This window comes from Shewanella putrefaciens (genome assembly GCF_016406325.1).
Lineage (GTDB): Bacteria > Pseudomonadota > Gammaproteobacteria > Enterobacterales > Shewanellaceae > Shewanella > Shewanella putrefaciens.
The window spans coordinates 2,689,570-2,714,517 of record NZ_CP066370.1 but is presented as its reverse complement, the minus strand read 5'-3'; the positions used below and the strand labels follow the sequence as shown (position 1 = coordinate 2,714,517).

24 protein-coding genes and 1 other annotated feature are annotated in these 24,948 nt (G+C 46.8%); of the genes, 8 read left to right on the top strand and 16 right to left on the bottom strand.

The genetic code is table 11. The features are described 5' to 3' along the window. Nucleotides 1–9 precede the first annotated feature (9 nt). The 5 genes from JEZ96_RS12095 (at nt 10) to JEZ96_RS12075 (ending at nt 3,923) form a co-directional block, all read left to right on the top strand. A complete protein-coding gene (locus JEZ96_RS12095) occupies nt 10–501 on the top strand; it encodes a DUF1097 domain-containing protein (RefSeq protein ID WP_011788922.1) in 492 nt (163 codons plus the stop codon). A gap of 127 nt (nt 502–628) precedes the next feature. After that, nucleotides 629–2,083: a methyl-accepting chemotaxis protein gene (locus tag JEZ96_RS12090; protein ID WP_025008276.1), complete on the top strand. Its 1,455-nt coding sequence runs from the start codon at nt 629–631 to the stop codon at nt 2,081–2,083. 368 nt (nt 2,084–2,451) lie between these two features. Continuing rightward, nucleotides 2,452–2,874 carry a hypothetical protein gene (locus tag JEZ96_RS12085; RefSeq protein WP_233058878.1) on the top strand — a complete coding sequence of 141 codons (423 nt, stop codon included), beginning with the start codon at nt 2,452–2,454 and terminating at the stop codon, nt 2,872–2,874. Nucleotides 2,875–2,980: 106 nt separating this feature from the next. Next, nucleotides 2,981–3,412: a nuclear transport factor 2 family protein gene (locus tag JEZ96_RS12080; RefSeq protein WP_011788925.1), complete on the top strand. Its 432-nt coding sequence runs from the start codon at nt 2,981–2,983 to the stop codon at nt 3,410–3,412. Nucleotides 3,413–3,485: 73 nt separating this feature from the next. Then, the gene (locus tag JEZ96_RS12075; protein WP_011788926.1) at nt 3,486–3,923 is read left to right on the top strand and encodes a hypothetical protein; all 438 of its coding nucleotides are present in this window, start codon (nt 3,486–3,488) and stop codon (nt 3,921–3,923) included. Nucleotides 3,924–4,058: 135 nt separating this feature from the next. Here the strand turns inward: JEZ96_RS12075 and xthA are convergent, their stop codons facing one another. The 16 genes from xthA to JEZ96_RS11995 form a co-directional block, all read right to left on the bottom strand. Further along, a complete protein-coding gene (xthA, locus tag JEZ96_RS12070) occupies nt 4,059–4,871 on the bottom strand; it encodes an exodeoxyribonuclease III (protein WP_011788927.1) in 813 nt (270 codons plus the stop codon). Beyond that, nucleotides 4,871–5,170, bottom strand: coding sequence for a YciI family protein (locus JEZ96_RS12065; protein ID WP_011788928.1), 300 nt, complete (start codon nt 5,168–5,170; stop codon nt 4,871–4,873). The genes xthA and JEZ96_RS12065 overlap by 1 nt, the downstream gene beginning before the upstream one ends. Then, the gene (locus JEZ96_RS12060) at nt 5,170–5,715 is read right to left on the bottom strand and encodes a septation protein A (RefSeq protein ID WP_011788929.1); all 546 of its coding nucleotides are present in this window, start codon (nt 5,713–5,715) and stop codon (nt 5,170–5,172) included. Before JEZ96_RS12060 ends, JEZ96_RS12065 begins: the two co-directional genes overlap by 1 nt. A 219-nt stretch (nt 5,716–5,934) precedes the next feature. Continuing rightward, nucleotides 5,935–7,059 (bottom strand): siderophore-iron reductase FhuF, encoded by a 1,125-nt coding sequence (fhuF, locus tag JEZ96_RS12055; RefSeq protein WP_061783155.1) that lies wholly within the window; start codon nt 7,057–7,059, stop codon nt 5,935–5,937. 144 nt (nt 7,060–7,203) lie between these two features. Beyond that, complete coding sequence (locus JEZ96_RS12050; RefSeq protein WP_025008279.1) at nt 7,204–9,417, bottom strand: TonB-dependent siderophore receptor; 2,214 nt, start codon at nt 9,415–9,417, stop codon at nt 7,204–7,206. 96 nt (nt 9,418–9,513) lie between these two features. Then, nucleotides 9,514–11,442: an IucA/IucC family protein gene (locus JEZ96_RS12045; protein WP_061783154.1), complete on the bottom strand. Its 1,929-nt coding sequence runs from the start codon at nt 11,440–11,442 to the stop codon at nt 9,514–9,516. A 54-nt stretch (nt 11,443–11,496) separates the two neighbouring features. Further along, nucleotides 11,497–12,132, bottom strand: coding sequence for a GNAT family N-acetyltransferase (locus JEZ96_RS12040; RefSeq protein WP_061783153.1), 636 nt, complete (start codon nt 12,130–12,132; stop codon nt 11,497–11,499). Then, nucleotides 12,132–13,649 (bottom strand): lysine N(6)-hydroxylase/L-ornithine N(5)-oxygenase family protein, encoded by a 1,518-nt coding sequence (locus JEZ96_RS12035; protein ID WP_061783152.1) that lies wholly within the window; start codon nt 13,647–13,649, stop codon nt 12,132–12,134. The genes JEZ96_RS12040 and JEZ96_RS12035 overlap by 1 nt, the downstream gene beginning before the upstream one ends. A 686-nt stretch (nt 13,650–14,335) precedes the next feature. Then, nucleotides 14,336–14,620 carry a DUF2798 domain-containing protein gene (locus JEZ96_RS12030; protein ID WP_025008281.1) on the bottom strand — a complete coding sequence of 95 codons (285 nt, stop codon included), beginning with the start codon at nt 14,618–14,620 and terminating at the stop codon, nt 14,336–14,338. Between the two features lie 71 nt (nt 14,621–14,691). Beyond that, nucleotides 14,692–15,123 carry a hypothetical protein gene (locus JEZ96_RS12025; protein WP_061783151.1) on the bottom strand — a complete coding sequence of 144 codons (432 nt, stop codon included), beginning with the start codon at nt 15,121–15,123 and terminating at the stop codon, nt 14,692–14,694. A gap of 70 nt (nt 15,124–15,193) precedes the next feature. After that, nucleotides 15,194–16,030: a tryptophan synthase subunit alpha gene (gene trpA, locus JEZ96_RS12020; RefSeq protein WP_025008283.1), complete on the bottom strand. Its 837-nt coding sequence runs from the start codon at nt 16,028–16,030 to the stop codon at nt 15,194–15,196. Between the two features lie 5 nt (nt 16,031–16,035). Further along, nucleotides 16,036–17,226, bottom strand: coding sequence for a tryptophan synthase subunit beta (gene trpB, locus JEZ96_RS12015; protein ID WP_011919509.1), 1,191 nt, complete (start codon nt 17,224–17,226; stop codon nt 16,036–16,038). A 112-nt stretch (nt 17,227–17,338) separates the two neighbouring features. After that, nucleotides 17,339–18,817 (bottom strand): bifunctional indole-3-glycerol-phosphate synthase TrpC/phosphoribosylanthranilate isomerase TrpF, encoded by a 1,479-nt coding sequence (trpCF, locus tag JEZ96_RS12010; protein ID WP_128090302.1) that lies wholly within the window; start codon nt 18,815–18,817, stop codon nt 17,339–17,341. Nucleotides 18,818–18,823: 6 nt separating this feature from the next. Beyond that, on the bottom strand, nt 18,824–19,870 hold the full coding sequence (gene trpD, locus JEZ96_RS12005; RefSeq protein ID WP_061783149.1) for an anthranilate phosphoribosyltransferase: 1,047 nt from the start codon (nt 19,868–19,870) through the stop codon (nt 18,824–18,826). Then, a complete protein-coding gene (locus tag JEZ96_RS12000) occupies nt 19,867–20,469 on the bottom strand; it encodes an aminodeoxychorismate/anthranilate synthase component II (RefSeq protein WP_025008284.1) in 603 nt (200 codons plus the stop codon). The genes trpD and JEZ96_RS12000 overlap by 4 nt, the downstream gene beginning before the upstream one ends. Before the next feature lie 9 nt (nt 20,470–20,478). Then, nucleotides 20,479–22,104, bottom strand: a complete 1,626-nt coding sequence (locus tag JEZ96_RS11995; RefSeq protein ID WP_128090303.1) for an anthranilate synthase component 1 — start codon at nt 22,102–22,104, stop codon at nt 20,479–20,481. A gap of 97 nt (nt 22,105–22,201) precedes the next feature. After that, nucleotides 22,202–22,310: a sequence feature (Trp leader region), on the bottom strand. A 210-nt stretch (nt 22,311–22,520) separates the two neighbouring features. On the opposite strand from JEZ96_RS11995, the gene rnm reads away from it, so the two are divergent. The 3 genes from rnm to JEZ96_RS11980 all read left to right on the top strand — a co-directional run bounded on the left by rnm (nt 22,521) and on the right by JEZ96_RS11980 (nt 24,946). Further along, nucleotides 22,521–23,381: an RNase RNM gene (gene rnm / locus JEZ96_RS11990; RefSeq protein ID WP_061783148.1), complete on the top strand. Its 861-nt coding sequence runs from the start codon at nt 22,521–22,523 to the stop codon at nt 23,379–23,381. Further along, a complete protein-coding gene (locus JEZ96_RS11985; protein WP_011788944.1) occupies nt 23,378–23,998 on the top strand; it encodes an L-threonylcarbamoyladenylate synthase in 621 nt (206 codons plus the stop codon). The genes rnm and JEZ96_RS11985 overlap by 4 nt, the downstream gene beginning before the upstream one ends. A 159-nt stretch (nt 23,999–24,157) precedes the next feature. Further along, nucleotides 24,158–24,946 carry a segregation and condensation protein A gene (locus JEZ96_RS11980; RefSeq protein WP_011788945.1) on the top strand — a complete coding sequence of 263 codons (789 nt, stop codon included), beginning with the start codon at nt 24,158–24,160 and terminating at the stop codon, nt 24,944–24,946. The last annotated feature ends 2 nt before the right edge of the window (nt 24,947–24,948 follow it).

Below are 24,948 nucleotides of genomic sequence, written 5' to 3'. Positions count from 1 at the left end.
GGGTCATCCATGGAAAATCGTTGGCAAGTCGCCATTTCTGCCGGCCTATTGGCCGCTATTTGGTGTGGTGTCGCTGATGCCTTTCATCTGGTCACTTGGATCGGTTTTTTAGGTTGTAGCACGTTTTTCGCTCAACCTAAGGCCGGTTTTCAAGGGGTGATGATGGCGTGGTGTACAAATCTGTCCGGTGTATTTTGGGCTTGGCTCATTATCTCGGGTAGCAGCTTTTTTGTTTCGCCTGTCTTTGGGTATATTTTTACCGGCATCGCCACTTCGGCTATGTGTTTACAGGCAAGTTATCAGAAACTCAGCTTTATCCCCGGTGCCTTTATTGGCTGTTGTATCACTTTTGCCATGGCAGGAGATATCGCCAATATTTTGCCGCCTTTAATCATTGGTGGGCTTTTGGGGTGGGGTATGAGTATGCTAACCGAACAATTGGTCGCACTGACCCCAAAATGGTCTGCCCCAACGGGTACTGAAATGACCCGTGTCGACTAGCTTGGTATTAGTTTGTATCAGTCATCTCCATTGCGCTGCATCAGCAGGTTTAAAATAGGGGGCTAAGATATGAACTATAATGCTGACTTAGTGCCAAATCGCCTCTCGGTTCTTAGGAAATATCAAGATGAAACAAATCCAGTTTCGCACCATTGATGCCATATTGATCAAGTGCAGCCTTAACGGAAAGTTTTGGGTTGTCTGTTCTATGGTGGCTTTAATCACCACAACTGTGGCGTTGATGAATTATCAATATGCTCAGCGTCATGTCGAATTGGCATCATTTGCGCGAGTTCAGGCGACTGTTGATGCGCTAGCAAAGGTAGCAAGCTCACAACAACTTGAGGGGGATGCCCTTACGCAATTTGCCCGTGACAATGGGCTGATATTGACAAATGGACAGGCTGGCCCCCAACGTCAAGTCAATACAGTGACTGCTATGGCCGATGTTTCAGGTAGGCAAGCTCTACAGCTTTCGCAAAATGTACAGCAATGGGAAGCCGATGCCCGTAGTGATGCCAATTTTATGTTGTGGTTGGCGTTATTGGGATTATTACCGCTATTTCAGCTAAGTTATTGGATTTCGACTTCACTCGGTGGCGGGCTATGGGATATGTATATGGCCATTAAACGCTTAGCGGATGGTGATTTAAGTTTTAGATTAAACTTTTTTGGCACCGATGATTTTAGCTTAATCGCCCGTGAAATAGACCGCTGCGCCGATAATATGAGTGAAATGGTCAACGCGATCAGCAAAAATGCAGATACGCTGGCACTGGCGTCTAACGAGTTCAATCAACAAGCGGTGACCAGTGATGAATTAATCGGTTTTCAGCATCAATTCTTAGACTCAGTCGCGGTTGCAATGGCACAAATGACCGCAGCTATTGAGGAGGTTTCGATTAATGCCAATAACACCTCAATGCAAACAAAAGAAAACGCTACCCATATGTCGACCAGCCAAGAACGTATTGTTCACACCGTTGAGGGAATAGGTTTGCTTTCGACTAAAATTGGTACGGCATTTTCATCGGTGGAACAATTATCTAAGGATGCGGCGAGTATTGATGCGGTGGTCACAACCATTAACAGTATTTCCCAGCAAACTAACTTATTAGCCTTAAACGCGGCCATTGAAGCGGCCCGTGCTGGTGAGCAAGGTCGTGGTTTTGCTGTGGTCGCCGATGAAGTGCGTACCTTAGCGGGTCGAACTCAACAGGCGACGGTTGAAATTCAGTCCATGATTGAAGGCTTACAGTCAGGCACGAGTCGTTTATCAGCGATTACCACAGAGATAGTTGATCAAGCCGATGAAGGGCGAAGTGCGATTATTGCCGTAGGGGAGGATGTCGAGGGTATGACACGATCGGTCAATGCGGTATTTGATATGAGTAGCCATATTGCCGCAGCCGCCGAGGAGCAAAGCGTCGCCGCGCGGGATATTGCAGGGCAATTAAATGAGATTCGCCATCAGTCCGACACCATCAAACAAACGGCAAGACGCAGTGTGACCTTGGCGAATGACTTACACCAAGCTTCAGTTGAATTGGGTGGGATTTTAAAGCAGTACCGGACTAGCTAAGTTGCTACGCTACGTCTTTAAGGTAGATTTTAGTTCTTCTTACACGGCTTAATAGTTAAAAATGTTAACGCATTTATTAAGCCGCTTTTCTCTCGTATCTTCATCCTTCCAAGCGAATTCTCCTTAATGTTTTAATTGCGTTCTACTAATCTCGCAATTGCACATTTTGCTCGGAAATCACCCATCAAATGTTTGTGGTTAATTTAACTTTTTGTAATGTAATAGAAATTTTTAAATCAATCTAAAGTGTGACTTTAGCATTATCATCAAAATACGGTTGGAGAATAGCTGAAGTTAGAGTAAGTTACTAACCACAAAGTAAAGCACTATCAATGGGTTGCTAACAATTTTCGTTCAAGATGTTAGAAATGAATATGGAAAAAGTTGAGATATCAGCCAAAGTGGTGAAAGAAACACTCGATCATTACCGAGAGGATTTTGCCAGTCTTGTTAAAGCATATGCAAATTTCTCCTATACCCAAGGTGAGGCCTATTGTGATTTTTTTGTTGATATAGGCTCAATGATGAATGGTGTCTGGCTAGTCACGGCGGATCTAGAGTCAGACACTGTTCCACCTTTTAAAGAGTTTAATTGGCATTGCATGTTAAATATTAACGAAGCAAACATGCCAGAAGATGAATTAATCGAATTATTGCAAAATGTCTACAAAATCGGCTATCTCTGGTTAATAGAGCAATTGTCATTACTCAAAAAACAAATAGATTTTATTGAGATCAGGCTTTATCACAATGGCAGTCTTGATTATCAAGCATTGAGTCAATTGGATTAGGTTGATTTATCAAGCTCAATTTATGCCTGTTAAAGTCATGCTGTAGTCTAGTGCGAACAACTCTCCTTAAAACGGCAAAAATCACCATAGAGAGATAGGGGAAATGATGGAAAAGGATGTGTTAGTTAAGCTTGTGATTGAATATTTTAAAAAAGTCGATGCGGGTGATGTGAGTTACCCTGATTTGTTTAGCGAAGAGGTGGACTTTTTTTTCCCTAAATTTGGACGCGCTAAGGGCAAAGACAGCTTAGTTGAATTTGGCAATCGCATCGGTAGCTCACTCAGCAGTATTTGGCATGATATCGACGGATTTAACATCACAGTTTCTGGTAATACTGTCATCGTCGAAGGGCAAGAAGGTGGAGTCATGAGTGATGGCATCGTTTGGCCAGACAATAAGATTTCAACAGGCCGTTTTTGCAGTGTGTTTGAGTTTACAGACCATCTTATCAGCCGCATGTATGTGTATGTTGACCCTGACTTCGCAAGCCTCGATGTAGAAAGAATCGCTATACTGTCAGGCCAACATCAGGTCTAGTCTTTGGCCCTGTGTACGTGATAAGTGAGTTAAAGGTTTACAGGAAACAAGCCTTAGAAATGGAGTATTATCAGTGACAACGAGAACGGAATTACTCAATAAATTAAGCGCCTTATTGGTCGCAGATCCAGAGAACAGTCCGGTAGTGACATTAGATGAGTTCTTTTTAGCAAACGAAGATGAAGAGTCCATCGCGCCCAATAATTGGGGCTATGGTCGACCATCTATCAAAGAAATCTATCGCAGCTTGAAAGAAATCGAACATAGGCCTGATGTGCAGGGGGTCTTTGTTGGTATGCACGATGAATGGTCCGAAGCCCTTGAGGATGATGAGCTATGGCCCGCAGCCGAGAACATTCATATCCTCTCCTGTGCGCCTGAGGTCGAAGTGGAAGCCTGGATTGCAGGAATCGCGGCAGATGGGCTCGGTACTGGCTGGCCCTATGGCGAACATAAACTTTCCCCTATGCCTCAAGATGGCTATCTTGTCTATACCGTGTATTGGGACTAGTGGATTTCTATATCACCTGTAGAGTTTGAAACTTCTCAACTTAAAGTGTCCAATTTGGGGTGACCAGTACACAAACAAAAACATCGGCCTAAGCCGATGTTTTTACATCCATTAAAATGATCGAACCCAAGCAGCTTAAGCTTCTTTGAACGTGCTCCAAATGGGCGCGTGGTCAGAGGGTTTATCGATACCGCGTAGATCGTAATCGACATCGGATTCGACTAAGCGCGCAGCAAGCGAGGGTGTTGCTAAAATCACATCAATGCGTAGGCCGCGGTTATCATCGAAACCTTTGCTGCGGTAATCGAACCAAGAATAACGCTCAGTGCGCTCTGGATGTAATTGACGGAAAGTGTCGATTAAGCCCCAGTCTTGTAAGGTTTTTAACCATTCACGTTCTTCGGGTTGGAAGCTGCATTTACCGGTTTTTAGCCAACGCTTACGATTGACTTCGCCAATGCCGATATCTAAATCGGTCGGTGAAATATTGATATCACCTATGATGGCGATATCTTCATCGTTGCTATGGTTCGTCTGCAAGTAGTGCATTAAATCCTGATAAAACTTACGTTTAGCAGGATATTTTGTTGGGTGGTCTATGCTTTCGCCCTGGGGGAAATAGCCATTGAATACGGTCAGTGGACGGCCATTTGCTTGGGAGAAAGTGCCGATAATCATTCGGCGCTGGGCATCTTCGTCATCGCTAGGAAACCCTTTTTGTATTTTTTGTGGTGCAACCTTTGACAGCATAGCCACGCCATAGTGAGCCTTACCACCGTGGTAATGTACCTGATAGCCCATCGCCTCAACTTCAGCGAGTGGGAAGGCTTCATCGTGCACTTTGGTTTCTTGTAGGCCGATAATGTCGGGTTTGTGGCTGTCGATTAACGCCTGCAATTGATGCAGGCGGGAACGCAGTCCATTGATATTAAAGGACACTATCTTCATTAAGGCAGAACTCGCTTAAAGGGTTTAACCACGACACTTTGGTAAACACCCGCAGCAAAATAGGGATCAGCATTTGCCCAAGCTTGTGCTGAGGCTAAAGAATCAAAATCAGCGACAACCAATGAACCGCTAAATCCCGCTTCACCTGGATTTTCGCTGTCAATTGCTGGGTGGGGGCCAGCAACCAGTAAACGACCTTCATCCGCTAATTCTTGCAAACGGGTTAGATGGGCAGGGCGCGCCGCTAAACGTTTTTCTAGGCTGTTCTCAACATCTTGAGCTGAAATCATATACCACATTATTTAAGTTCCTTGCGTTGGTCTTCTGGAAGGTGTTTATAAAGGTAAAATACGGTGATTACAGTATTGACTAAGGTTAAGGCAGTTAAACCAAAGACCTTAAAATTCACCCAAGTTTCTAACGGTAAGCTAAAGGCGACATAAATATTCACTAGGCCACAGGTAGCAAAAAAGATTACCCAATACCAAGTGATATGTGCCCAAATCTTGTCGGCTACTTGCATTTCTTTGCCTAACATCGACTTTAAAATGGACTTATTCAGTAACTGACTAATACCCAATGCCAAGGCAAATAGGGCATAGATAATGGTGACTTTCCATTTAATAAAGGCATCGTCATGGAAAACTAAGGTGAGTGTGCCAAACACTGTGACCATGGCGAAGGTAATAAGGTGCATCTTTTCAAGCTTTTTGTATAGCGCATAGGTCACGATTAATTGAAGCGCAGTCGCTGCGATCAATGCGCCGCTGGCGATATAAATATCAAAAAACTTATAGACAGCAAAAAAGATAACGAGTGGCAGAAAATCAAGCAGTTGTTTCATAAATAATCGTGATAAAGAGACGTGAGCCTGAGTGTAGCACGCGAGGCTAGTGGGAAAAAGCCATCATAGTACCTCGGTTGCGATCTTGCCCGTGAACCCCGTCTAATCTTGATGCTAAATAGCGGTTCCAAATTGCAACGCCCACGTAAGCTCCGCTGTTTTGGCTAAACAGACCCGATGGCTGCGAACTTGGGATTAGGTGAAGTCTCGCTGTTATCCTTATGCCCGTATTCTTTCTTTAACGTGTTGTATTAGCGGGCAATCGTGGCATTGGCCAGTGTTGGCGAGTTGATACCTTAAGCAGCAAGTACGGCGAATGCAGGAGATTTTGGGGCTAGGCTTTGAGTTTGTTTTTACGCTCGTTTTTGTGTTTGAGTTAGCACTGCTTTGCTCAGTGTCGATAAACAAGTTAATGCTGTTATACAGCGGATTGATGCTGCCATCTTGAAAGGTTGGCTGACGAAACAGAGCTTGTTTTAGGCGCAGGTTTTGTTGCTGAGATAATCCTAATTCCCCAAGATACCAGTGAATAAGATAGCCGAGGTGGCTCCAATATAATTTAGCGGGCGTAGGGCTTAGGGTGAGCAGACGCTCAACACTCGGTTGTAGTAAGTTTAAGATCAGGCCTTGTAGGGCGAGTTCTTTATCAACTGGCGGCTTATATGGGGTTAATGGTGAGTGTACCTTACTGTCTGTCTTGAAACTTGGCTTAGTGTTTGTTTGGGAAAGTGGCTCGATGCCGTGGTGTTTTTTAAAGGTCAAAGCGGTATTTGGCTGGCGCTTTGCGAGGTTAAATTCAAATTTTGCTACTCTGCCACTGGGGTGTACTTGCATAAAAATGGATTGTGGCTGCCAGTGAATAGGCTCGAATATGGCTTTTGGGGCGTTAAAAATCCATTCCATTATAGGTGGGACTAATAGGCCGAAATACCATTGGCCCCAGAGAGAATGCAATGCTTTGCGAGTGTCTTTTTTGCTGGCTACAGCGTTTTTACTAGCCGCAGTGCTTTTATTGACCACAGCGCTTTTACTGGAAAACGCGGGCGATCGGCTGGTTGCCGCTGTTTTACTAACCTCGGTTTCAGCCTCGATTTCAACCTGAGTTTCTGCGCTAGGATGTGCGATGGCAAAACGTGCAATGAGTTTTTGATATGTATCAGCGTTACTCCATTCATCAAAACTAAGCCCTGTGGGGGACTGCGTTGCATTAAGGTGCTCGCTATAGAAGGGCGCCCGTTGATGTAACAACTGATTGAGTGACAAAATAGTTTGATTCAACGCGTTGTGGCTTGGCGAGGTATCACACAATGTTTGCAGTCTGGTGTCTCTCCGTTGGCTTGCCATTGTCACTCCTTATATGATTGTGACTGATTCCCGCTGTTATTGATAAGCCCCACTATTATTGATAAATTCCATATAAATGAGGACCTTGTGAGCCAAATATTGGGGCTCACAAGGTTTTTCGAACGATCGCAATTAAAGTCTGACTTAGAAGCGATAGTCCAAGGTTAAGCTGGCACTTCGAGGCGTACCGTATTGGAATTGGCTATATTGACCGACTTGGCTGTAGTAGGTTTTATCTAAGGCGTTGTTCAGGTTGGCGCTAAGCTTAAGCTGTTCGGTAAAGGCGTAACTTGCCATTAAGTTGACTAGGGCATAGGCGTCTTGACCGACTTCCACCTCTATTGGGGTTGGTGGTGGTGTTTTCACTGTCATGTAAATGCGACTCTGCCAATTTATACCTGCACCGACTTGTAGCTTGTGCCAATCCCCACTAAATCGATAGGTTGTAAAGACTTTTACCTGCTGGCGTGGTGAGGTGGTATTGATGCGTTTGCCCTTAGGATCCTCGGTGCTGAACTGGGTGTAACCGAAGTAAATATTCCAGTCATCGGTGATTTTGCCTGTGGATTCAAACTCAAAACCTTGGGTTTGGGTGCCGTTAACCTCTCTGTACACTGGGATGGTGGTGTCAGGGAGTACATCGCCTGTACGTTCTCCGACATTGTCCTGACGAATTTCAAACACCGACAGCGACATATCTAAACTTTCATCCATCAGGCTGGCTTTAATCCCTGCCTCGTAGTTCTTACCCTTCACAGGGTCAATATAACTGGCATCGATTCGCTGCAAGGTTTGCGGTGCAAAAATATCCGTATAACTGGCATAGAGCGAATATTGCTCGGTCAGGGCGTAGGTGAGGCCGAAGTAAGTCGTGAGTTCGTTGTTGATGCTGAAATCGTAGCGGCTGCCAAAATTATCTTGGTCGGTTTCCCACTCATTGAGGCGTAATCCGACGAGGACAGCTAAAGCGTCGCTGAGATTAAGCTGAGTCGCCACATAGGCTGCACTCTGTTTGGTTTCGCCAAATGAGCCTGTGGTATAGGTTTCTTTCCACTGAGGTTTTGGATATTGGAAGTTCGGATCCCGAAAATCCCCCAAAGGCGGTACTGCCGCAGTGGGATAATAGTAGGGATTGGCGAACTCTTGGCGTTGGCCATTCCAGCCAAACATCAATTGATGTTCCTGACCAAAGAGTTGGTATTGTCCTTCGGCGCGTAAATCCACATTGTGTTGGGTGCGACTGCCGTCGACATAGGCGATAGAGCCTGCTGTTGCGCCGATATTAGTTATAGGATCGGGATATCCCGTGGCCCATAGCACATCGAACTCCAATGAGTTATCGCCGTAGGTGTAAGTCCCTTTTAGGTTCCAACCATTATCTAATCTGTGTTCGAGACTCGCAAAGGTGTTGAGTCCTTGGGTATGCGCCGAGCCCCAATCGGGCGCCGTTGAAGTGGCACGATCATAATTAGTGCGACTGCCATCGCTGTAAAATAGCGGTAAACCGCCCGACATAGTGCCGCTCGGCGTAGCATCTTGGTAATCGACACCAAGGGTGAATAAGGTGCTATCGCCAATATCGGTTTCGACTATGCCGTATAGCGTGGTGCGCTGCTGCTCGTACCTGTCTTGGAACGAATCTTTATCTTGATAGGCGGCCACCACGCGACCGCGTACAGAACCCGAGTCATTTAAGCCGCTGGAAACATCGACCATACCGCGCACATTATTCCATGAGCCCACACTTAACGAGGTGTTGCCCATAAACTCTTGAGTCGGGCGTTTACGGATAAGGTTAATGGCCGCCGAGGGGTTACCCGCACCTGTCATTAAACCTGTCGCGCCGCGTACCACTTCTACTCGCTCGTAGATGGCGGTGTCGATCAGATTATCCCCATAGTTGAAGCGGGTGTCGTAGGTGGTGGGCACACCATCGTACAAAATGCTGGTCACGGCAATGCCGCGGGCACTAATACTGTATCTGTCGTTATCCATTGGGCGGGCATTGATCCCCGCAACGCTGGTCATGGCATCAATCACGCTATTAAGCTGTTGATCATTCATCATTTGGCGGGTGATAGACGTGACCGATTGCGGCGTTTCTAGATAGGATAAATCGAGCCCAGTTGCCGTGTTCATCGCTTGGGTTTTATAACGGTTGTCGTGTAAATCCTTAGCGCCAATGACATTGATGACTTCAATTTCTTTCTGGTGCTTTTTAGTCTTACTATCCGCATCGACAGTGTCAGCTGTGGCATGGGGAACCGTGGCTAACATGGCTGAGTACAGCAATAGCTTCGGGTTAACGAGGGCTTGTCTGCAGACGAGTGCGATGCTGGAGAGAGGAAAAGTCTTCATAATGTTGATCTTTAATTCCGTTTAGGTTGGGGGTTAAACAAGCTGGGCCAACATTGGCCCATGCTAAATTTTCGGGGTTATCCACTTTGTGGTGTGTTAACGTGTCCTTTGCTCAGCGCTGCTAAGCATAGGGCGCTTAAAGGCATGGCTTTGTCTAAAGGCCGCCAAGGGATTGTCGATGCCACCGGCGAAACGCAGGTTTTTCTCCCTGTCGGCGAGGTCTATCATTTGTTGGTTATTATTCAATTGGATACGATTGAGGCACGTGCGTACAAAGCTGTCCTTAAACAGATCGTATTGGGCAAACTTGTCGGCCAAATGTGGATGCTGGGCTTGGTAATCACGTACATTGTCCGCCACTAACTCCCAGAATTGGCTTTCACTGACACTGGTTTGCTCATCGAGTAGCGGTGCTAAATAGCGGAAAATACAGTCAAAAATATCCAGTAAGATGTAGTTAAGCTTCATCTCTTCTTCAAGGCTAACTGCAAGGCGTTTTACATCATCAGGTAGCGGCTTCGCGCCATTGAGTACCGCGACTTCTTCGCCTATGTCTTTCATTAAAATCTTGACTGGCACATATTCATCGAGCACTAAGATCAGGTTTTCACCATGTGGCATAAAGACCAGATCGTAGGCAAAAAAGGCATGTAACAGCGGCGATAAATACAGGTTTAAATAGCGACTGACCCAATCCTTTGCTGGTAAGCCTGAGGCGACTATCAAGGCTGCAATAAGGGCCTTATCTTCATGATCCGTATGCAGTAGCGCTGCCATGGTCATCAGATTTTGCTTAGGCTCAATGTGCGGCAGTGGGCTTTCGCGCCACAGGGCTGAGAGCATTTTTTTGTAGGCGCTATCTTGGGTGAGTGCCTGCTCGTAATAGGTGTGGTGATAACCTATTGCGGCAATTTCCTTCAGGATCACAAAGCCTTGTTGGGCAAAGTAAGGATCGTTTTCAACTAAGTTTGCAACCCAAGCATTGATCTGCGGTGTGCAGCTCATGTAAAGGGGCGATAGACCACGCATAAAGCCCATATTTAGGATAGAAAGCGCAGTTTTGACGTAGCACTTTTGCGGTGATGCAAGATTGAAGAAAGTGCGTATTGATTGCTGCACTTGGTATTGTTCGCTGCCTTCACCAAGGTAAACCAGATCGCCACGGGCTATGTCGCCGGCAAAGACGCGGGCGATTTTTTCACGCCACTGCCAAGGGTGCACTGGCATAAAGTAGAAGTCCTGTGGATCATGCTGCTGGGTTTTAAGATGCTGCTGAAAATCATCGAACTGCTGGCCAAGCTCCTTCTTTAATAATGCGTCGTGACTCAAGTTTTCGAGGGCGGCAAACGTGGTTTTGCTCTTGCGTACGCCAAGCCAGACTAACTGCATCGGCATCGCGCTTTCTGGGGCAAATTGACGGTAATCCTGCATATCAAATCCAATCCGGCCATTATTGGCAATAAACACCGGATGACCTTCTGTCATACCCGCTTCTATGCTTTGATAATCGGCTCGCGCCAGTGTGGCGGCGGGGATCGCCTGATGCGCTAATTTGTACGCCTTGCTGTAGAGGGTGCTGGTGATTTCCTCTAAATACGTGGGCAGTAGGGGTTCGCTGATCCCTAAGTCATTTTTAAGGGAAATAATCAGCGACATTGCATCGAGGATTTGCTCTTTGCCTGCAAGTGAAACGCGGATGGTATCTGCATCAATCGCGAGATGATCTAGCTGATAGTGCCGCGCACTAAAATAGTAAGTGCTGTCTTTGAGCCGCAGTTCATAGTGATTGAGTCCCGCTTTTTGCCCGTATAGGGTCGGGGTAATGAGCTTCTCGTGGGTAAATTCGCAGAGAATTTTCTTCACTAAATGCCGATTAGCCGCTTGCCAATAGGTGGGGGTTAAATGCTCGGGCATAGAAGTCGATGTTGTCGATAGCGCCGAGCTTTGTTGAGCATGTACTGCTTGATCATGATGATCTTGCGTTGGCAATGGGTTCATTAATAAGGCTTTTGTGGGTAAGTTCATCTAATTCACCTAAAGAGTCGATAATGTTATGGGAGAGGTTACGGGGGCTTTCAACTAGCATGGCTGAGCTAAGGTTGTTTGGGCTAAGCGCGTCGAAGAAGCTGGGCTTGATGCGCGCAGACGATCAGCCGCAGTGCAAAATCCGAGGAAAGCCGCTTTAGTGTTTAATTGAATTGCCTTTTCATAGCGAATACCTACTCGGCTATTTAAGTGATGAATTTTCATATTGAGTTGATCGGGTTCAACTACGAGGCGAGTAAAGGCCAGTTTTTCAAGCACGAGCTTAGCTATTGCATCCATCACTTTGAAGGATAAGCCGCTGACGGGTTTGCCATCGGGCGGCGCGATAATCAGATGCATACCACAATCACCCGGCGCAACACGATAGTGCTGGCCGATTTCATCGTGGACAGGATCGTAGAGTTCCACCATAAATAGCGCTTTGGCCTGCCATTCACCTATCAAGGCAAACTTGTGTTCTGTAGTTGCTAACAGATTTTTTATGGCATCAAGGTTCAAGCCCTGCATACCCCAAAACTTGGCGTAATCTTGGTTAAGCCAAGACTGTAGTGTTGGAATGTCTTGTGTAAGATCTAAGGCTCTGAACTGGAAACCATTGATGCTTGTAATAGCCGATAGCTGTGTTAAACATAGCCGCGTTAAGCAATGGTTGCTAAATTGACTTGCCATTATTGCGCCTCCTTATTCGGCGCCATCAAGACTGACATGTGGGTTCCCGCACCTGAACTTGTGCCTGCACTTATACTTGAAGTCGCAGTTTGGGTTGGGTACAGACTATGAGGCGCGTCAGCAGTATCTGTGTGATTTGATGCCTTAGTGAAATGTTTAGTTTTAAGATTCAATGTGTTAATTGCATTGACGCCGCAGGGCTGATGACTGGCAAGTTTGGCCGGATCGAAGGTTTGAAACGCGATATGTTCCTCAATATGGTAGGGCGCATAACCGAGCACGGCTTTTAAGATGGTGCTGTTGCGATAACAGCCCATTCCCAGATCCGGTGAGCTTATCCCATGGGTATGCAAACCGACATTCTGGACAAAAATATCCCCTCGAATATCTATGCTGTAATCACGCTGCACACTAAGTTGTCCGGCGTCATCGAATTCGACTTGTTGTTTAATACCACTGATAAACTCGGGTAAACGATAGTGGTAACCTGTGCCTAAAATGACGGCGCCCGTTTCTTGCTCAAAGGTATGATTTTTTTCATTGTGGTGGAAATGCAACTTGAGCATATTGGCTTGGGGCTCGATATGAGTCAGCGCCGCATTCGTCATTAGTCGGCATTGAAAATCGGCCAATAGGCGCTTTTGATATAACAAATCGTAAATGTCGTTTATCAGCTCAGAATTTATTCCTTTGTAGAGTTGTTTCTGGCTGGCAATCAGTGAGCATCTTTGATTAGGGGTCAACTCGTGGAAGTAATCGACATAATCTGGCGAGGTCATCTCTAAAGTAAGCTTGGTATATTCCAAGGGATAAAAACGTGGTGATCGCGTCATCCAATTGAGTTGATAACCATAGGTATCAATATCTTGCAGTAGATCGTAAAACACTTCCGCCGCACTCTGGCCACTACCAATCACTGTGATGGCACTCTGACTCTGCAGGTAGGTTTTTTGCTGCATATAACTGGCGGTATGCATGATCCGTGCATCTTGGATTGGGCAATCCTTTGGCAGATAAGGTTCAGTGCCAGTGCCTAACACTAGCTTTCGGCATTGATAGGTATGGGTTTTGCCACTGCGTCTATCAAAACCTGTAACTCGATAAATACCTTCACCGGCGTTGTAATCCACTTGAGTGACCTTAAAACCAAATTTAAGGTTGCTGAGCTGTTGGCTCACCCATTGGCAATACAAGTTGTATTCGTGGCGAGGTAAAAAGAAATTCTCACGAATATAAAAGGGATAAAGTCTGCCCGTTTGCTTGGCAAAATTAAGGTAACTGTAGCGGCTGGTGGGATCGGCCATAGTTACCAGATCTGACATAAAGGGGGTTTGCAGTCTTGAGGATTTGAGTAGCATGCCTGGATGCCAGTCAAAACTGGTTTTAGCATCTAAAAATAAACAATTAAAGCCGTCAATAGGTTCTGATAAGGCGGCGAGGCCAAGATTGAACGGGCCAATGCCTATGCCAAGTAGATCAAAGATTTCGCGATCAATTTCCCTTTGTAGTGTAGTCACTTACGCCTCCTTTGGTTCTATTGTGCTAAGTAGAACTTTTCCAGTAATAGTCGACTGATAAGCAAGAATTTAGTGGATATCTCTATCAAAACTGATTTAACAATCCATTTATCTCGCTAATAGTGTTTTTAGCTATAGCTTCCTGCTGCGGTTATCTTTGATGATAATGGAGGGGTAAATTAGCACTTTAAAAATTACAAATGCAAATCGTTATCATTTGAGTGAATGGGAGTGATTCATACTTTTAGCGGATATAAAAAAGAATTGTATATTGTCTGTTGTGATAATGTTTAGTGATTGCTGTCGCTCACAAGAGAGACGTTTTTTGTGAAATGATGTTATAAATAACGCTATAAAACAGTTGGTTAATTTGTTTTTGAGGTTTAAAACTCTATTTGTCTCGACTCATTGAATGGATATAGAATACGCCAAAAATGATAGCTGCTAGTGACAAAATGATGTCAGTGTAAATCGACTGTAAATGTCTAGATATTGAACTTTCGATGAGAGGACGATGATATTTCGTTGTTTAAAAACAGCACTAAATAAAGGGTTATTAGGGCGTTAATAGGGTTTTGTGCAGAGTGGAAAGCTAATGTGTCATGTTAATTGTCCCGTTGAAAACCGTTTTTAACGACGGCTTTCGGTTTTATTCCATAAACACGATGAATAAATATCTACCAATACTAAGGGAGTTCGACAAAGGCGGCGGTGAGTTTACGTACTAAAGGTAACACCATCAGTAATGTCGGAAAGGCGACAATCCATGAGATCAGCCAAGCGCCGAGCCAGAGTTCGATAAATTGCGGTGAAGCGCCAACGCCATTGAAAGTGCTGATCCCAGAAACGATACAACTCATGAGAATAGAAAGAAAAAATGGCATCACCACAGTGGCATACTTGGCGGGTAATTTGGGTGTTCCCAAAAAAGTACGAGGTTTGTCATTGGCTAAAGATTTAGAAACGGTCATCGGATCCTCTAATGGAAATGTATCAGGCGAATGATTGGTCAAAGGTTAGCACTATACCTTCTTTTATCGACTTAATTCATCCAATTTGTTACCCAAAGTTCACCTGTCACATTGACCCAGTCACTGAGTGAGATAGGGGATTTTCCCAGTTCATTATCGAAGGGGAGCGGTAAGTTTGATTGCAACAGGTAAATCGTATCTTCGGGTGTTTGGCTGATGTCGATGATCTGTCCTGAAGCTTCAAAGTGACAGTTATGCAGCGGGAACTGCAGATGCTGGTGTGGCGCTTGTTCAATGATGTCAACTTGAGGGATCGCACTCGCCAGCCGACCCAATAATTCAACCGTCACCCATTGGTTAAGGGGAAAGCGCGCTTTTGCCTGCTGATCGCTGCCTTGGTAGTAAAACCAAATTGGCGCGCCATTGTCGCATTTTGCGGCTACTTCCCCTTCAAATCCACAGCCCCATGGTGTGAGTTCGAGAATATAGATCCGATACTGCATAAAAAGTCCGTTTTATTGTCGAGGCCTCCATGCTACCGAGGAACTGTGACTAAATAAATACGCAGTTAGTTTAGGTCGCAGCCTTCATGGCGCGAGTAAATTCCCCAAGCGTTGCAAGTAGCTTAACTTCATCGTGCTGGTGGGTTTCGATGATTTTTACTACGGCAGAGCCAGAAATCGCCCCCGCAGCGCCCGCTTTGATGGCGGCGCTTACCTGTGAAGGCTCGGCAATACCAAAACCGAGGAGCGGTGGCGGGGCGTTAAAGGCTTTTAATTTAGATAAAATTTCCTCTACCGGCACGCCAGCTTTCGTGTCTGTGCCTGTGACTCCCGCGCGGGATAAGAGATAGGTGTAACCTTCACCACTTTTACTCACTTGCTCAAGGGTTTCACTGTCAGCATTGGGCGGCGCGATAAAAATCGGCGCAATACCATGTGCTTTAGCGGCTTCGCTAAAGGGCGCTGATTCTTCCACTGGAACATCGGCGATAAGTACTGAATCCACACCCGCTTGCTGCGCTTTGGCGTAAAACGCATCTATGCCGTTAGCAAACACCAAGTTCGCATACAGCAGCAAACCGATTGGTAGTTCTGGGTATTTTGCACGTACTTGCGCCAGTAATTCAAAACACGCCGTTGGAGTCGTGCCAGCGGCTAAAGAACGCAGGTTAGCGCCTTGGATCACAGGGCCATCGGCCAAGGGATCGGAAAACGGAAAGCCCAGTTCTAAGGCATCGGCGCCGTTTTGCACTAAGGTATCGATAATTTTTAGCGATAACTCAGGGCTAGGATCGCCAAGGGTGACGAAGGGGACAAAAGCGCCACGGCCTTCGGCCTTGAGTTTGGCAAAGGTGGCTTGGTAACGGGCCGCTTGGTAAAGGCCTGGGTTAGTCAATGTATCACTCATGTTCGTTATACCTCTTTACCATTCAAAATGTCAGAAACGGTGAAAATATCTTTGTCGCCACGACCGGAAAGATTGACCACTAAAATGGTTTCTTTGGTGCACTCGCGCGCCATTTTGACGGCATAGGCGATAGCATGCGCCGATTCTAATGCGGGGATAATCCCTTCACAGCGCGCCAGTTGTTGGAAGGCTTCTAAGGCTTCATCATCGGTAGCCGATTCATAACGGGCACGGCCTGTGGCATTGAGATGTGCGTGTTGCGGGCCAACGGAGGGGAAGTCCAATCCGGCTGAAATCGAGTAAGATTCTTCGATTTGCCCTTCGCTGTCTTGCATCAAAGGCGCTTTCATGCCGAAGAAAATACCTGTCTTACCGTGTTTAAGCGGCGCGCCGTGCATTGGCGTGTCTATGCCTTTACCGGCAGGTTCGACGCCAATCAGCTCGACACTTGGTTCGTCGATAAAGTCAGCAAACATGCCGATAGCGTTGGAACCGCCGCCAACACAAGCGATAACGGCATCGGGCAAGCGACCTTCACGTTCCAGCATTTGCTTCTTGGTTTCTTCGCCAATAATGCGTTGGAATTCACGCACGATTGTTGGGAACGGATGTGGCCCCGCAGCGGTGCCCAGAAGATAGTGGGCCTTTTCGTAGCTGCCAGACCAGTCGCGCATCGCCTCGTTACAGGCATCTTTTAGGGTGGCAGAACCTGAGGTCACAGGAATGACTTCCGCGCCCATCAAACGCATTCTAAATACGTTAGGTGATTGGCGCGCAACGTCTTTTGCGCCCATATAGACTTTACATTTCAAGCCTAACAGCGCGCAAGCAAGGGCGGTGGCAACGCCGTGTTGTCCTGCACCGGTTTCAGCAATAATTTCTTTTTTACCCATGCGCTTAGCCAGCAGTGCTTGGCCTAACACTTGGTTGGTTTTATGGGCGCCGCCGTGGAGTAAATCTTCCCGTTTAAGGTAGATTTTCACCATAGGATTTGGGCTTAAATTGCGAGTTAAGGTGAGTGCTGTTGGGCGACCCGCGTAGTTTTTCAGTAAATCGGTAAATTCAGCTTTAAAGTCTTCATCTTCCTGCGCTTCCACAAAGGCAGTTTCTAATTGCTTAAGGGCTGGCACTAAAATCTGTGGCACATACATGCCGCCGTATTCGCCGAAATAAGGGTTAAGCTTTAACGTTGACATACCTTTTTCCTTATCTTATCAATCTGTTTGTCTGTGGTTTCTCAACTCAAGCATTTGTTAAATGTACGCTGTTAAATTGAGCCACAGATATAAATGTGTTTTATCTCGCCGTTTAGAGACGTAAGTTGGCAAAAGCTGTTTGGATCAGTTGCGCCGATTTAATTCCTGCGGCGGTTTCTAGGCCAGAATTAAAATCTAAACCGTAAAATCCTTGGGCATTGGCACTGGCCGCATTGTCGGCGTTGAGTCCGCCCGCCAACATGGCATGGGCCTTTTGCTGGCCTAAGGACTTCACATTAATATTTTGCCAATTAAAGGCTTGGCCCGAGCCGCCAAATTGGTCTGGCGTTTTACTATCAAAGAGATATCGCGATGCTCCCTGAGGTAAGTTACCAAGCTCACCCGTTTGCGCATCGACGCTGACAGCTTTCCAAATTTGAGTTGTGAGTCCCGCTTGCTCAAGTCGCTTAGTGAGCTCTGCGATTTCAAGTTCAGTTTCAGTGCCATGGAGCTGCACCGCCGATAACTGCAAACTGGCTGCGGTATCACAAATGGTTTCTGGCGCGGCATTAACAAACACGCCGACGAATTCAATGGCGGGAGCCTCGGATGCGCGATATTCCCTGAGCAATTGTTCAGCGGCATTAAGGGTTAAGGCGCGCGGGGATTTTTCAGCAAAAATCAGCCCGGCATAGACGGCGCCTGACGTTGCCGCGGCGAGAATATCTTCCATGCGGGTGAGGCCGCAGACTTTATTGTGACCGAAGATCAATTTACGGCAGGCTAAGTCAATATCAGCCTCGGCCATTATCGAACTACCGACGAGGAAGCCATCAACCAGCGGACTCAGGCGGCGCACTTGTTCATTGTTGTAGATGCCTGATTCGCTGATCACCACGCGGTCGCTACCAATGTGTGGCGCTAAGGCTTCTGTGGTGGCGAGATCGGTACTCAAATCCCTTAAGTTACGGTTATTGATCCCAATGATCGGCGCATCTAATGCGATGGCGCGTTTAAGTTCTTCTTCGTTACTGACTTCAGTCAGCACATCGAGTTGATACTTAGCGGCTTCTTTCGCTAGGCGGTGATATTGCGCATCATCCAGCACGGATAGCATCAGCAAAATTGCATCGGCGCCTTGGTGGGCGGCGAGTTTAATTTGGTATTCATCGACAAAAAAATCTTTGCACAGAATAGGTTGGTTCACCCGAGCGCGCACCTTAGGGATATAGTCCATATCCCCTTGGAAAAACTGCTCGTCGGTTAATACTGAAATACCCGCCGCATATTTACCATAGATATCGGCGATGGCTTCGACATCAAAGTCTTTACGGATTAAGCCTTTGGAGGGGCTGGCTTTTTTACATTCTAAAATGCAACCCGCCTTGGGCGCCTTGAGTGCGGCAAACAAACTGCGGTCAGAGATTTTTGGCGACAGACTGGCCTCGGGGAAACGCAGCTTCAGGGCGGCAATATGGGCAGCTTTGGTATCGACTATACGGGTTAACACATTACTTTTTGGCATAGAGTTTGTTGCTGCCGGTGGCTGAGTTCTCATATCTTGGCTATTTGTTATCAGTTCTTGAGTCATTGCCACTTATTCCTTTGTTTCACTGCTGACTTTAGCTAATTGGCTTAACAATTCAAAGGCTTTGCCGCTTTGTATGGTCGCGATCGCAAGTAAGGTTCCGGCTTTGACTGAATCAGCAATCCCACACACATATAAAGCACAACCGGCATTGATAGCGACCGCATTGGTATGCGCATCTGTGCCACAACCTTTCAAAATTGCCTCGGTGATCAAGGCATTCTGCGCGGGTTCGCCGCCTTCTAAGTCACTGATTTGTGCTAAAGGCACACCTAAATCGGCGGGCGTGAGTTGATACTCTATGATGTCGCCGTCTTTTAATTCGGCCACTTGGGTATTGCCGTGCAGCGCGACTTCATCTAAACCGCTGCCGTGCACTACCATAGCGCGTTTTGTGCCAAGCGCCTTTAATACTTTCGCTATCGGTAAGACTAACTCAGGGCTATACACGCCAAGTAACATAAACTCGGGGCGGGCGGGATTGATAAGTGGCCCTAACACATTGAATAAAGTGCGCGTTTTCAGCGCTTGCCTGACCGGCCCCGCATGTTTTACTCCACCGTGGTAGTGGGGCGCAAATAAAAAGCACAGGTTCAGTGCGTCGAGGCAACGACTGGCGGTGTCTGGTGACATGGTTAAGTCGATGCCAAACTGCGCCAAAAGATCCGATGACCCCGATTTACTCGATACGCTACGATTGCCGTGTTTGGCGACCTTAGCGCCCGCAGCAGCGGCAACAAAGGCGGCCGTGGTGGAAATATTAATGGTATTAAAGCCGTCGCCACCTGTGCCAACTATGTCAACGATACCATTGCTAAGGTTATCGCCATTCGAGTAAGGAAACGTCTTGGCGGCGGCGCGCATCGCATCGGCGGCGCCGCTGATTTCATCTATGGTTTCGCCGCGCATTTTCAGCGCAACTAACATGCCCGCCATAGTGGCTTCACTCATTTCACCGCGAATTAACGCGCTAAAAATCTCAAAGGCTTGCTCGCGACTTAAACTCTTACCTTGGTATAAAAGGTCGAGTAAAGGCTGAATATTTTTTGTACTCATGCGTCTACTCCTGCTGTCATGTCTTGGGTCAGAAATGCCAATGTTTGAATGAGCAGTGTGCTGCCCAACGTCGTCAGAATCGATTCTGGGTGGAACTGAAACCCAACGGCTCTATGCTGCGGGTGCAAAATCGCCATCGGCATAGCTTCAGTGGTTGCGATCACTTGCAGGCAGTCAGGTACTTGAGTGGCGACGAGACTGTGATAACGGGCAACGGGCAGGGGAGAGGGCAAACCGGCAAATACGCCAGTACCGTCATGGAAAGTCGGGCTTGCTTTGCCGTGTACCACAAAAGGTGCGCGTGCCACTGTGCCGCCGTAATATTCCACCATGGCTTGATGCCCAAGGCAGATACCCAGCATAGGCACCTTACCCGCAACTTTGGCGATAAGTGCCATCATAGATCCCGCCTCATGGGGTGCGCCAGGACCGGGTGATAACACGAGGGCTGCGGGTACTTGTTCGTTAAGCAGTTTTTCGGCAATAAAATCGGCGGCAACATCGTTGCGGTAAATCACCACTTCACAGCCTAGGCTGCGAAATTGATCCACTAGGTTGTAGGTAAAGGAGTCAAAGTTATCGAGTAGATAGAGTTTCATATTTGGCTCCTATTGATATTGCACTGAAGTGTTTACTTGTAGTCCAGCGCCCATCTTGATGGCTGAAATCACGGCTTGGGCTTTTTGACGGGTTTCATCTGCCTCGCTTTGGGGATCCGAATCAAATACCACGCCAGCGCCCGCTTGAATAAAGGCGATGCCATTTTTAACAAAGGCGGAGCGGATCACGATGCAAGTGTCCATGTCTCCAAGGGCGTTAAGGTAACCCACAGCGCCGCCATAGCTGCCCCGGCGCGCTTTTTCCGCTTGGCGTACCAGTTGTGATGCACGTACTTTTGGTGCGCCCACTAATGTGCCCATATTCATACAGGCCTGATAAGCATGCAGCGCATCTAAATCTTGGCGCAGTTGACCCGTTACGCGGCTGACGAGGTGCATTACATGGGAATAGCGGTCAACTTTTAGTAGTTCGGCGACTTTGCGGCTGTCGCTTTGGCTGATGCGCGCGATATCGTTGCGAGCTAAATCGACCAGCATTAAGTGTTCCGACAGTTCTTTTTTATCTAAGCGCAGTTCAAGTTCGATGCGGCTATCTAAGTCAAAATCAATCTCGCCCGTGGCGGTTTTACCGCGTTTACGGGTGCCAGCAATCGGGTAGACTTCCACTTGATTACTGCTGGCATCAAATTTGAGCGCACTTTCTGGTGAGGCACCAAAAAGCGTAAAATCATGCCCCCTGAAATAAAACATATAGGGGCTTGGGTTCGTCAGGCGCAGGGCGCGATAAGCCCCTAAGGTATTCGGGCAAGGCAAACTAAAGCTACGGGATGGCACCACTTGGAAAATATCGCCTGCAATAATGTGTTCTTTCAAATCGATAACGGTTTGTTTGAACTCCTCATCGGAAATATTGACTTGCTCAGTTGCATCGATGGCGACCAGTGTCGGCACATCGGCAGGTGAATTACCGAGGGTTTTACACTCTGCAGTTAAACTTTGTACCCGCTCACTTAGCGTTGCGGTGATGGCGGCATATTGAGCTGAATCGTGACTGAAGTTATGGGTAATTATGTCGGCTTGTTTTAGTTTATGGTCGATAAGGATTAAGGTTTCGGCGAGGTAGAATAAGTAGTCTGGGCAATCGTTATCGCGGTTCGGTACGGCGGGCAGTGGCTCAACGGTATCAATCAAGTCGTAGGCCAGTACGCCACCTAAAAACAGATCTTCAAAGGCGGGTTTAGTCTGGCTGTCAGTATGAGCGCCACAATCAATCTGCTGGATAAACATCCGCAGGCCATCGAGTGGCGAGGTCGATTTTAAGCGCGCATCTTCATCCTGCAGCTGAGTGTCTTTTTGCAGTGTGACCACTAAGGTCAAGTTATCTCTGACTAGATTTGCACTCGCGCAGAAAAAGGTTTCGATAGGGGCAAGTAAGCTCGCGCCATTGTCGGTCAGTGCGGTGAAGGTCAGTTGATAACCATCGCAGCGGATCATCATGGCGGCATGGGTCATCACCATACTTTTTAAATGATCTTTACTGTCGATTTCGGCCGATTCGAGCAACATAGTATGGGGTGCATCTTGGGTGATGTGCTGATATAAGCGCAGTGGATCGCTGTGGTAGGTTAATGCCGCCTTGAGCGTGCTTGAGCGTGCGAATGTCTGTTTGGGCATGTTCATACTCCAGCTACCTGATTAAATGTCTTTAACATTATGAGTTATCTCGCTTTCTTAATTTTTCACCCGAGTTTGCCGACATTTTTCGCACCTAACAAAAAAGCCCGCATTTCTGCGGGCTTTTTTGTTGATTCTGGTCACTTTCAAATGAGCACAGAGCTTCACACCACCCGCTACGTTGGGAAGTGCCACCACCAAATGATGTTTAATGAAGCGTTAATGTGGGTCATTCAAAAGGGTCTCGCTAATTCGTTAATGGACCTATAGAAAACATGAGCCGAGCAATAATGTCAATTGAATATTTTTCATTTTCTGCGATTTATCCACTTCAATGAGGCATAAAATTAATATGACTTAGCGACAAAGTGCGAGATAGCAGCGCATTTGTTAACAAATGCGCGTACAATAGCGCCATGAATACTCAAAGCATATTGGCTGATTTACACAGCCACACGACCGCGTCCGATGGTCAGTTAACGCCGTCTGAATTGGTGGCAAGAGCCCTTGAAAAGGGCGTGCAGTTATTTGCGATCACCGATCACGACACTGTGGCAGGTTTACCTGAAGCCAGTGCCTTTAATCAGGCACAAGCTGCACCATTGAAATTGATTTCTGGCGTGGAAATCTCTACTCGCTGGAATAGTTACGATATTCATATCGTGGCGCTTAACTTCGATGCTGATAACCTCGCGCTATTAGCATTTTTAGAAAACCAGCGTGAATTACGTGAATTACGTGCCCAAGAAATTGGCCATAGATTAGCTAAAGCTGGTATCGAAGGTGCCTACGAAGGCGCTAAGGCGTTGGCGGGTGATGCCGCGTTGAGCCGTGGACATTACGCTCGCTGGATGGCTGATAAGGGTCATGCTGTGGATATGCCGAGTGTATTTAAACGCTATTTAGCTCGGGGTAAAACCGGTTATGTGCCCAATAATTGGGGCGATATGGCTAGCGCGATTGAAGTGATCCATAACGCGGGCGGGTTAGCTGTGTTAGCCCACCCTAGCGGTTACAAGTTATCCGCTAAGTGGCTTAAGCGCTTAGTGCGCGAATTTAAAGAAGCAGGTGGAGATGCCATGGAAGTGGTACTCGGCCAGCAAACGTTAGACGACAGGGCCAATCTTGTGGCGCTGAGCGTTCAAAACCAGTTGCTTGCATCGATAGGGAGTGATTTTCACTTTCCAAGCAATTGGATAGAATTAGGTAAAAATCTGTATCAGCCCCAAGGTATTGATTGGGTCTGGCAATCGAGATCTTGGATGGAACGACCATGAGTCAGTTTTTTTATGTACATGAAGTAAATCCGCAAGCCCGTCTTATCAGTCAAGCCGTCGCAGCCTTAAAAGCAGGCGGTGTGATTGTTTACCCCACCGATTCAGGCTATGCATTAGGCTGCTTGATTGGTGAGAAAGACGCGATGACGCGGATGGCGAGAATTCGTCAAATTGAGAACGATCATAATTTTTCATTGATGTGCCGTGATCTCTCCGAGCTTGCAACCTACGCCAAGGTGGATAACCAAGCCTATCGTATTCTAAAAAGTTGCACGCCTGGACCTTATACCTTCATTTTTAAAGCGACCAAAGAAGTGCCCCGTCGGCTGCAAAATGACAAGAAAAAGACCATAGGTATTCGCGTGCCCGACAATGTGATCGCACTGGCGTTGCTTGAAGCCTTAGATGCGCCGCTGATGTCGACCAGTTTAGTGATGCCAAATGCCGAGTTTGCCGAGTCTGATCCTGAACAAATTCGTGATTTGCTCGAGCATCAAGTGGATGTGATTATCCACGGTGGTTATTTAGGCGAAAAGCCGACGACTGTAATTGATATGTCTGAAGATGGCGCCGAGATTTTACGTGAAGGCGCGGGTGATATCACGCCGTTCCTCTAAATCTGCCGCATTAGATTTATCGCTAATGGATGCGGGTAAGTGATTCGGATAGTGGTAGTCAACATTTGGCAGTTTTATCGCCGTAAATTTACAGGTATAATCGCGCGTTTGGCGTTAGCCTAGGTTGGATAGCGCAGTGTTAACGGAGCAAGATAGCGGATGCAGGGCACGCAACAGAGTTTACCCTTAGCCGTTATTCGTGGTCAGGCAATGACCGAAATGCCGCTGGATTTGTTTATTCCGCCGGAGGCATTGGAAGTGTTCCTTGAGTCCTTTGAAGGACCATTGGATTTACTTTTATATTTGATCCGTAAGCAAAAATTAGACGTTGTCGATTTACCCATTCAGCAAATCACCGCGCAGTATTTAGAATATATTACGTTGCTGACTCAGGCTCGAATCGAACTTGCCGCCGATTATTTAGTGATGGCAGCAACGCTTGCCGAGATTAAATCCCGTTTGCTGCTGCCGCGTATGGTGGCCGAAGATGAGGTTGAGGAAGATCCACGGGCACAATTGATCCGTCAGTTGAAAGCCTATGAAGTGATTAAAGAAGCGTCGCAAAAACTCGATGATTTACCGCGGCTCGAGCGGGATGTATTTCAAGCCAAAGCCGTGGCAGCACCCGGGATTAAGCCACTGGTGATCCCGCCAGAAGTTTCGTTGTTTGAAATTGCCCGCGCCTTTGGTGATGTACTCAAACGTATCGATGCCTATGAAGATCATCATGTTAAGCGTGAACAGTTATCGACCCGTGAACGCATGAGCCAGATTTTAGCCATGTTGAACTCGGAAGATTTTACGGCCTTTGAACGTTTATTTACCGTAGAAGAAGGCCGTGCTGGCGTGGTAGTCACCTTCTTAGCTTTGATGGAATTAGTCAAAGAATTATTGGTTGAATTGTACCAAACAGAGCCGTTTTCAACTATTTACGTTAAGGCCTATTAATT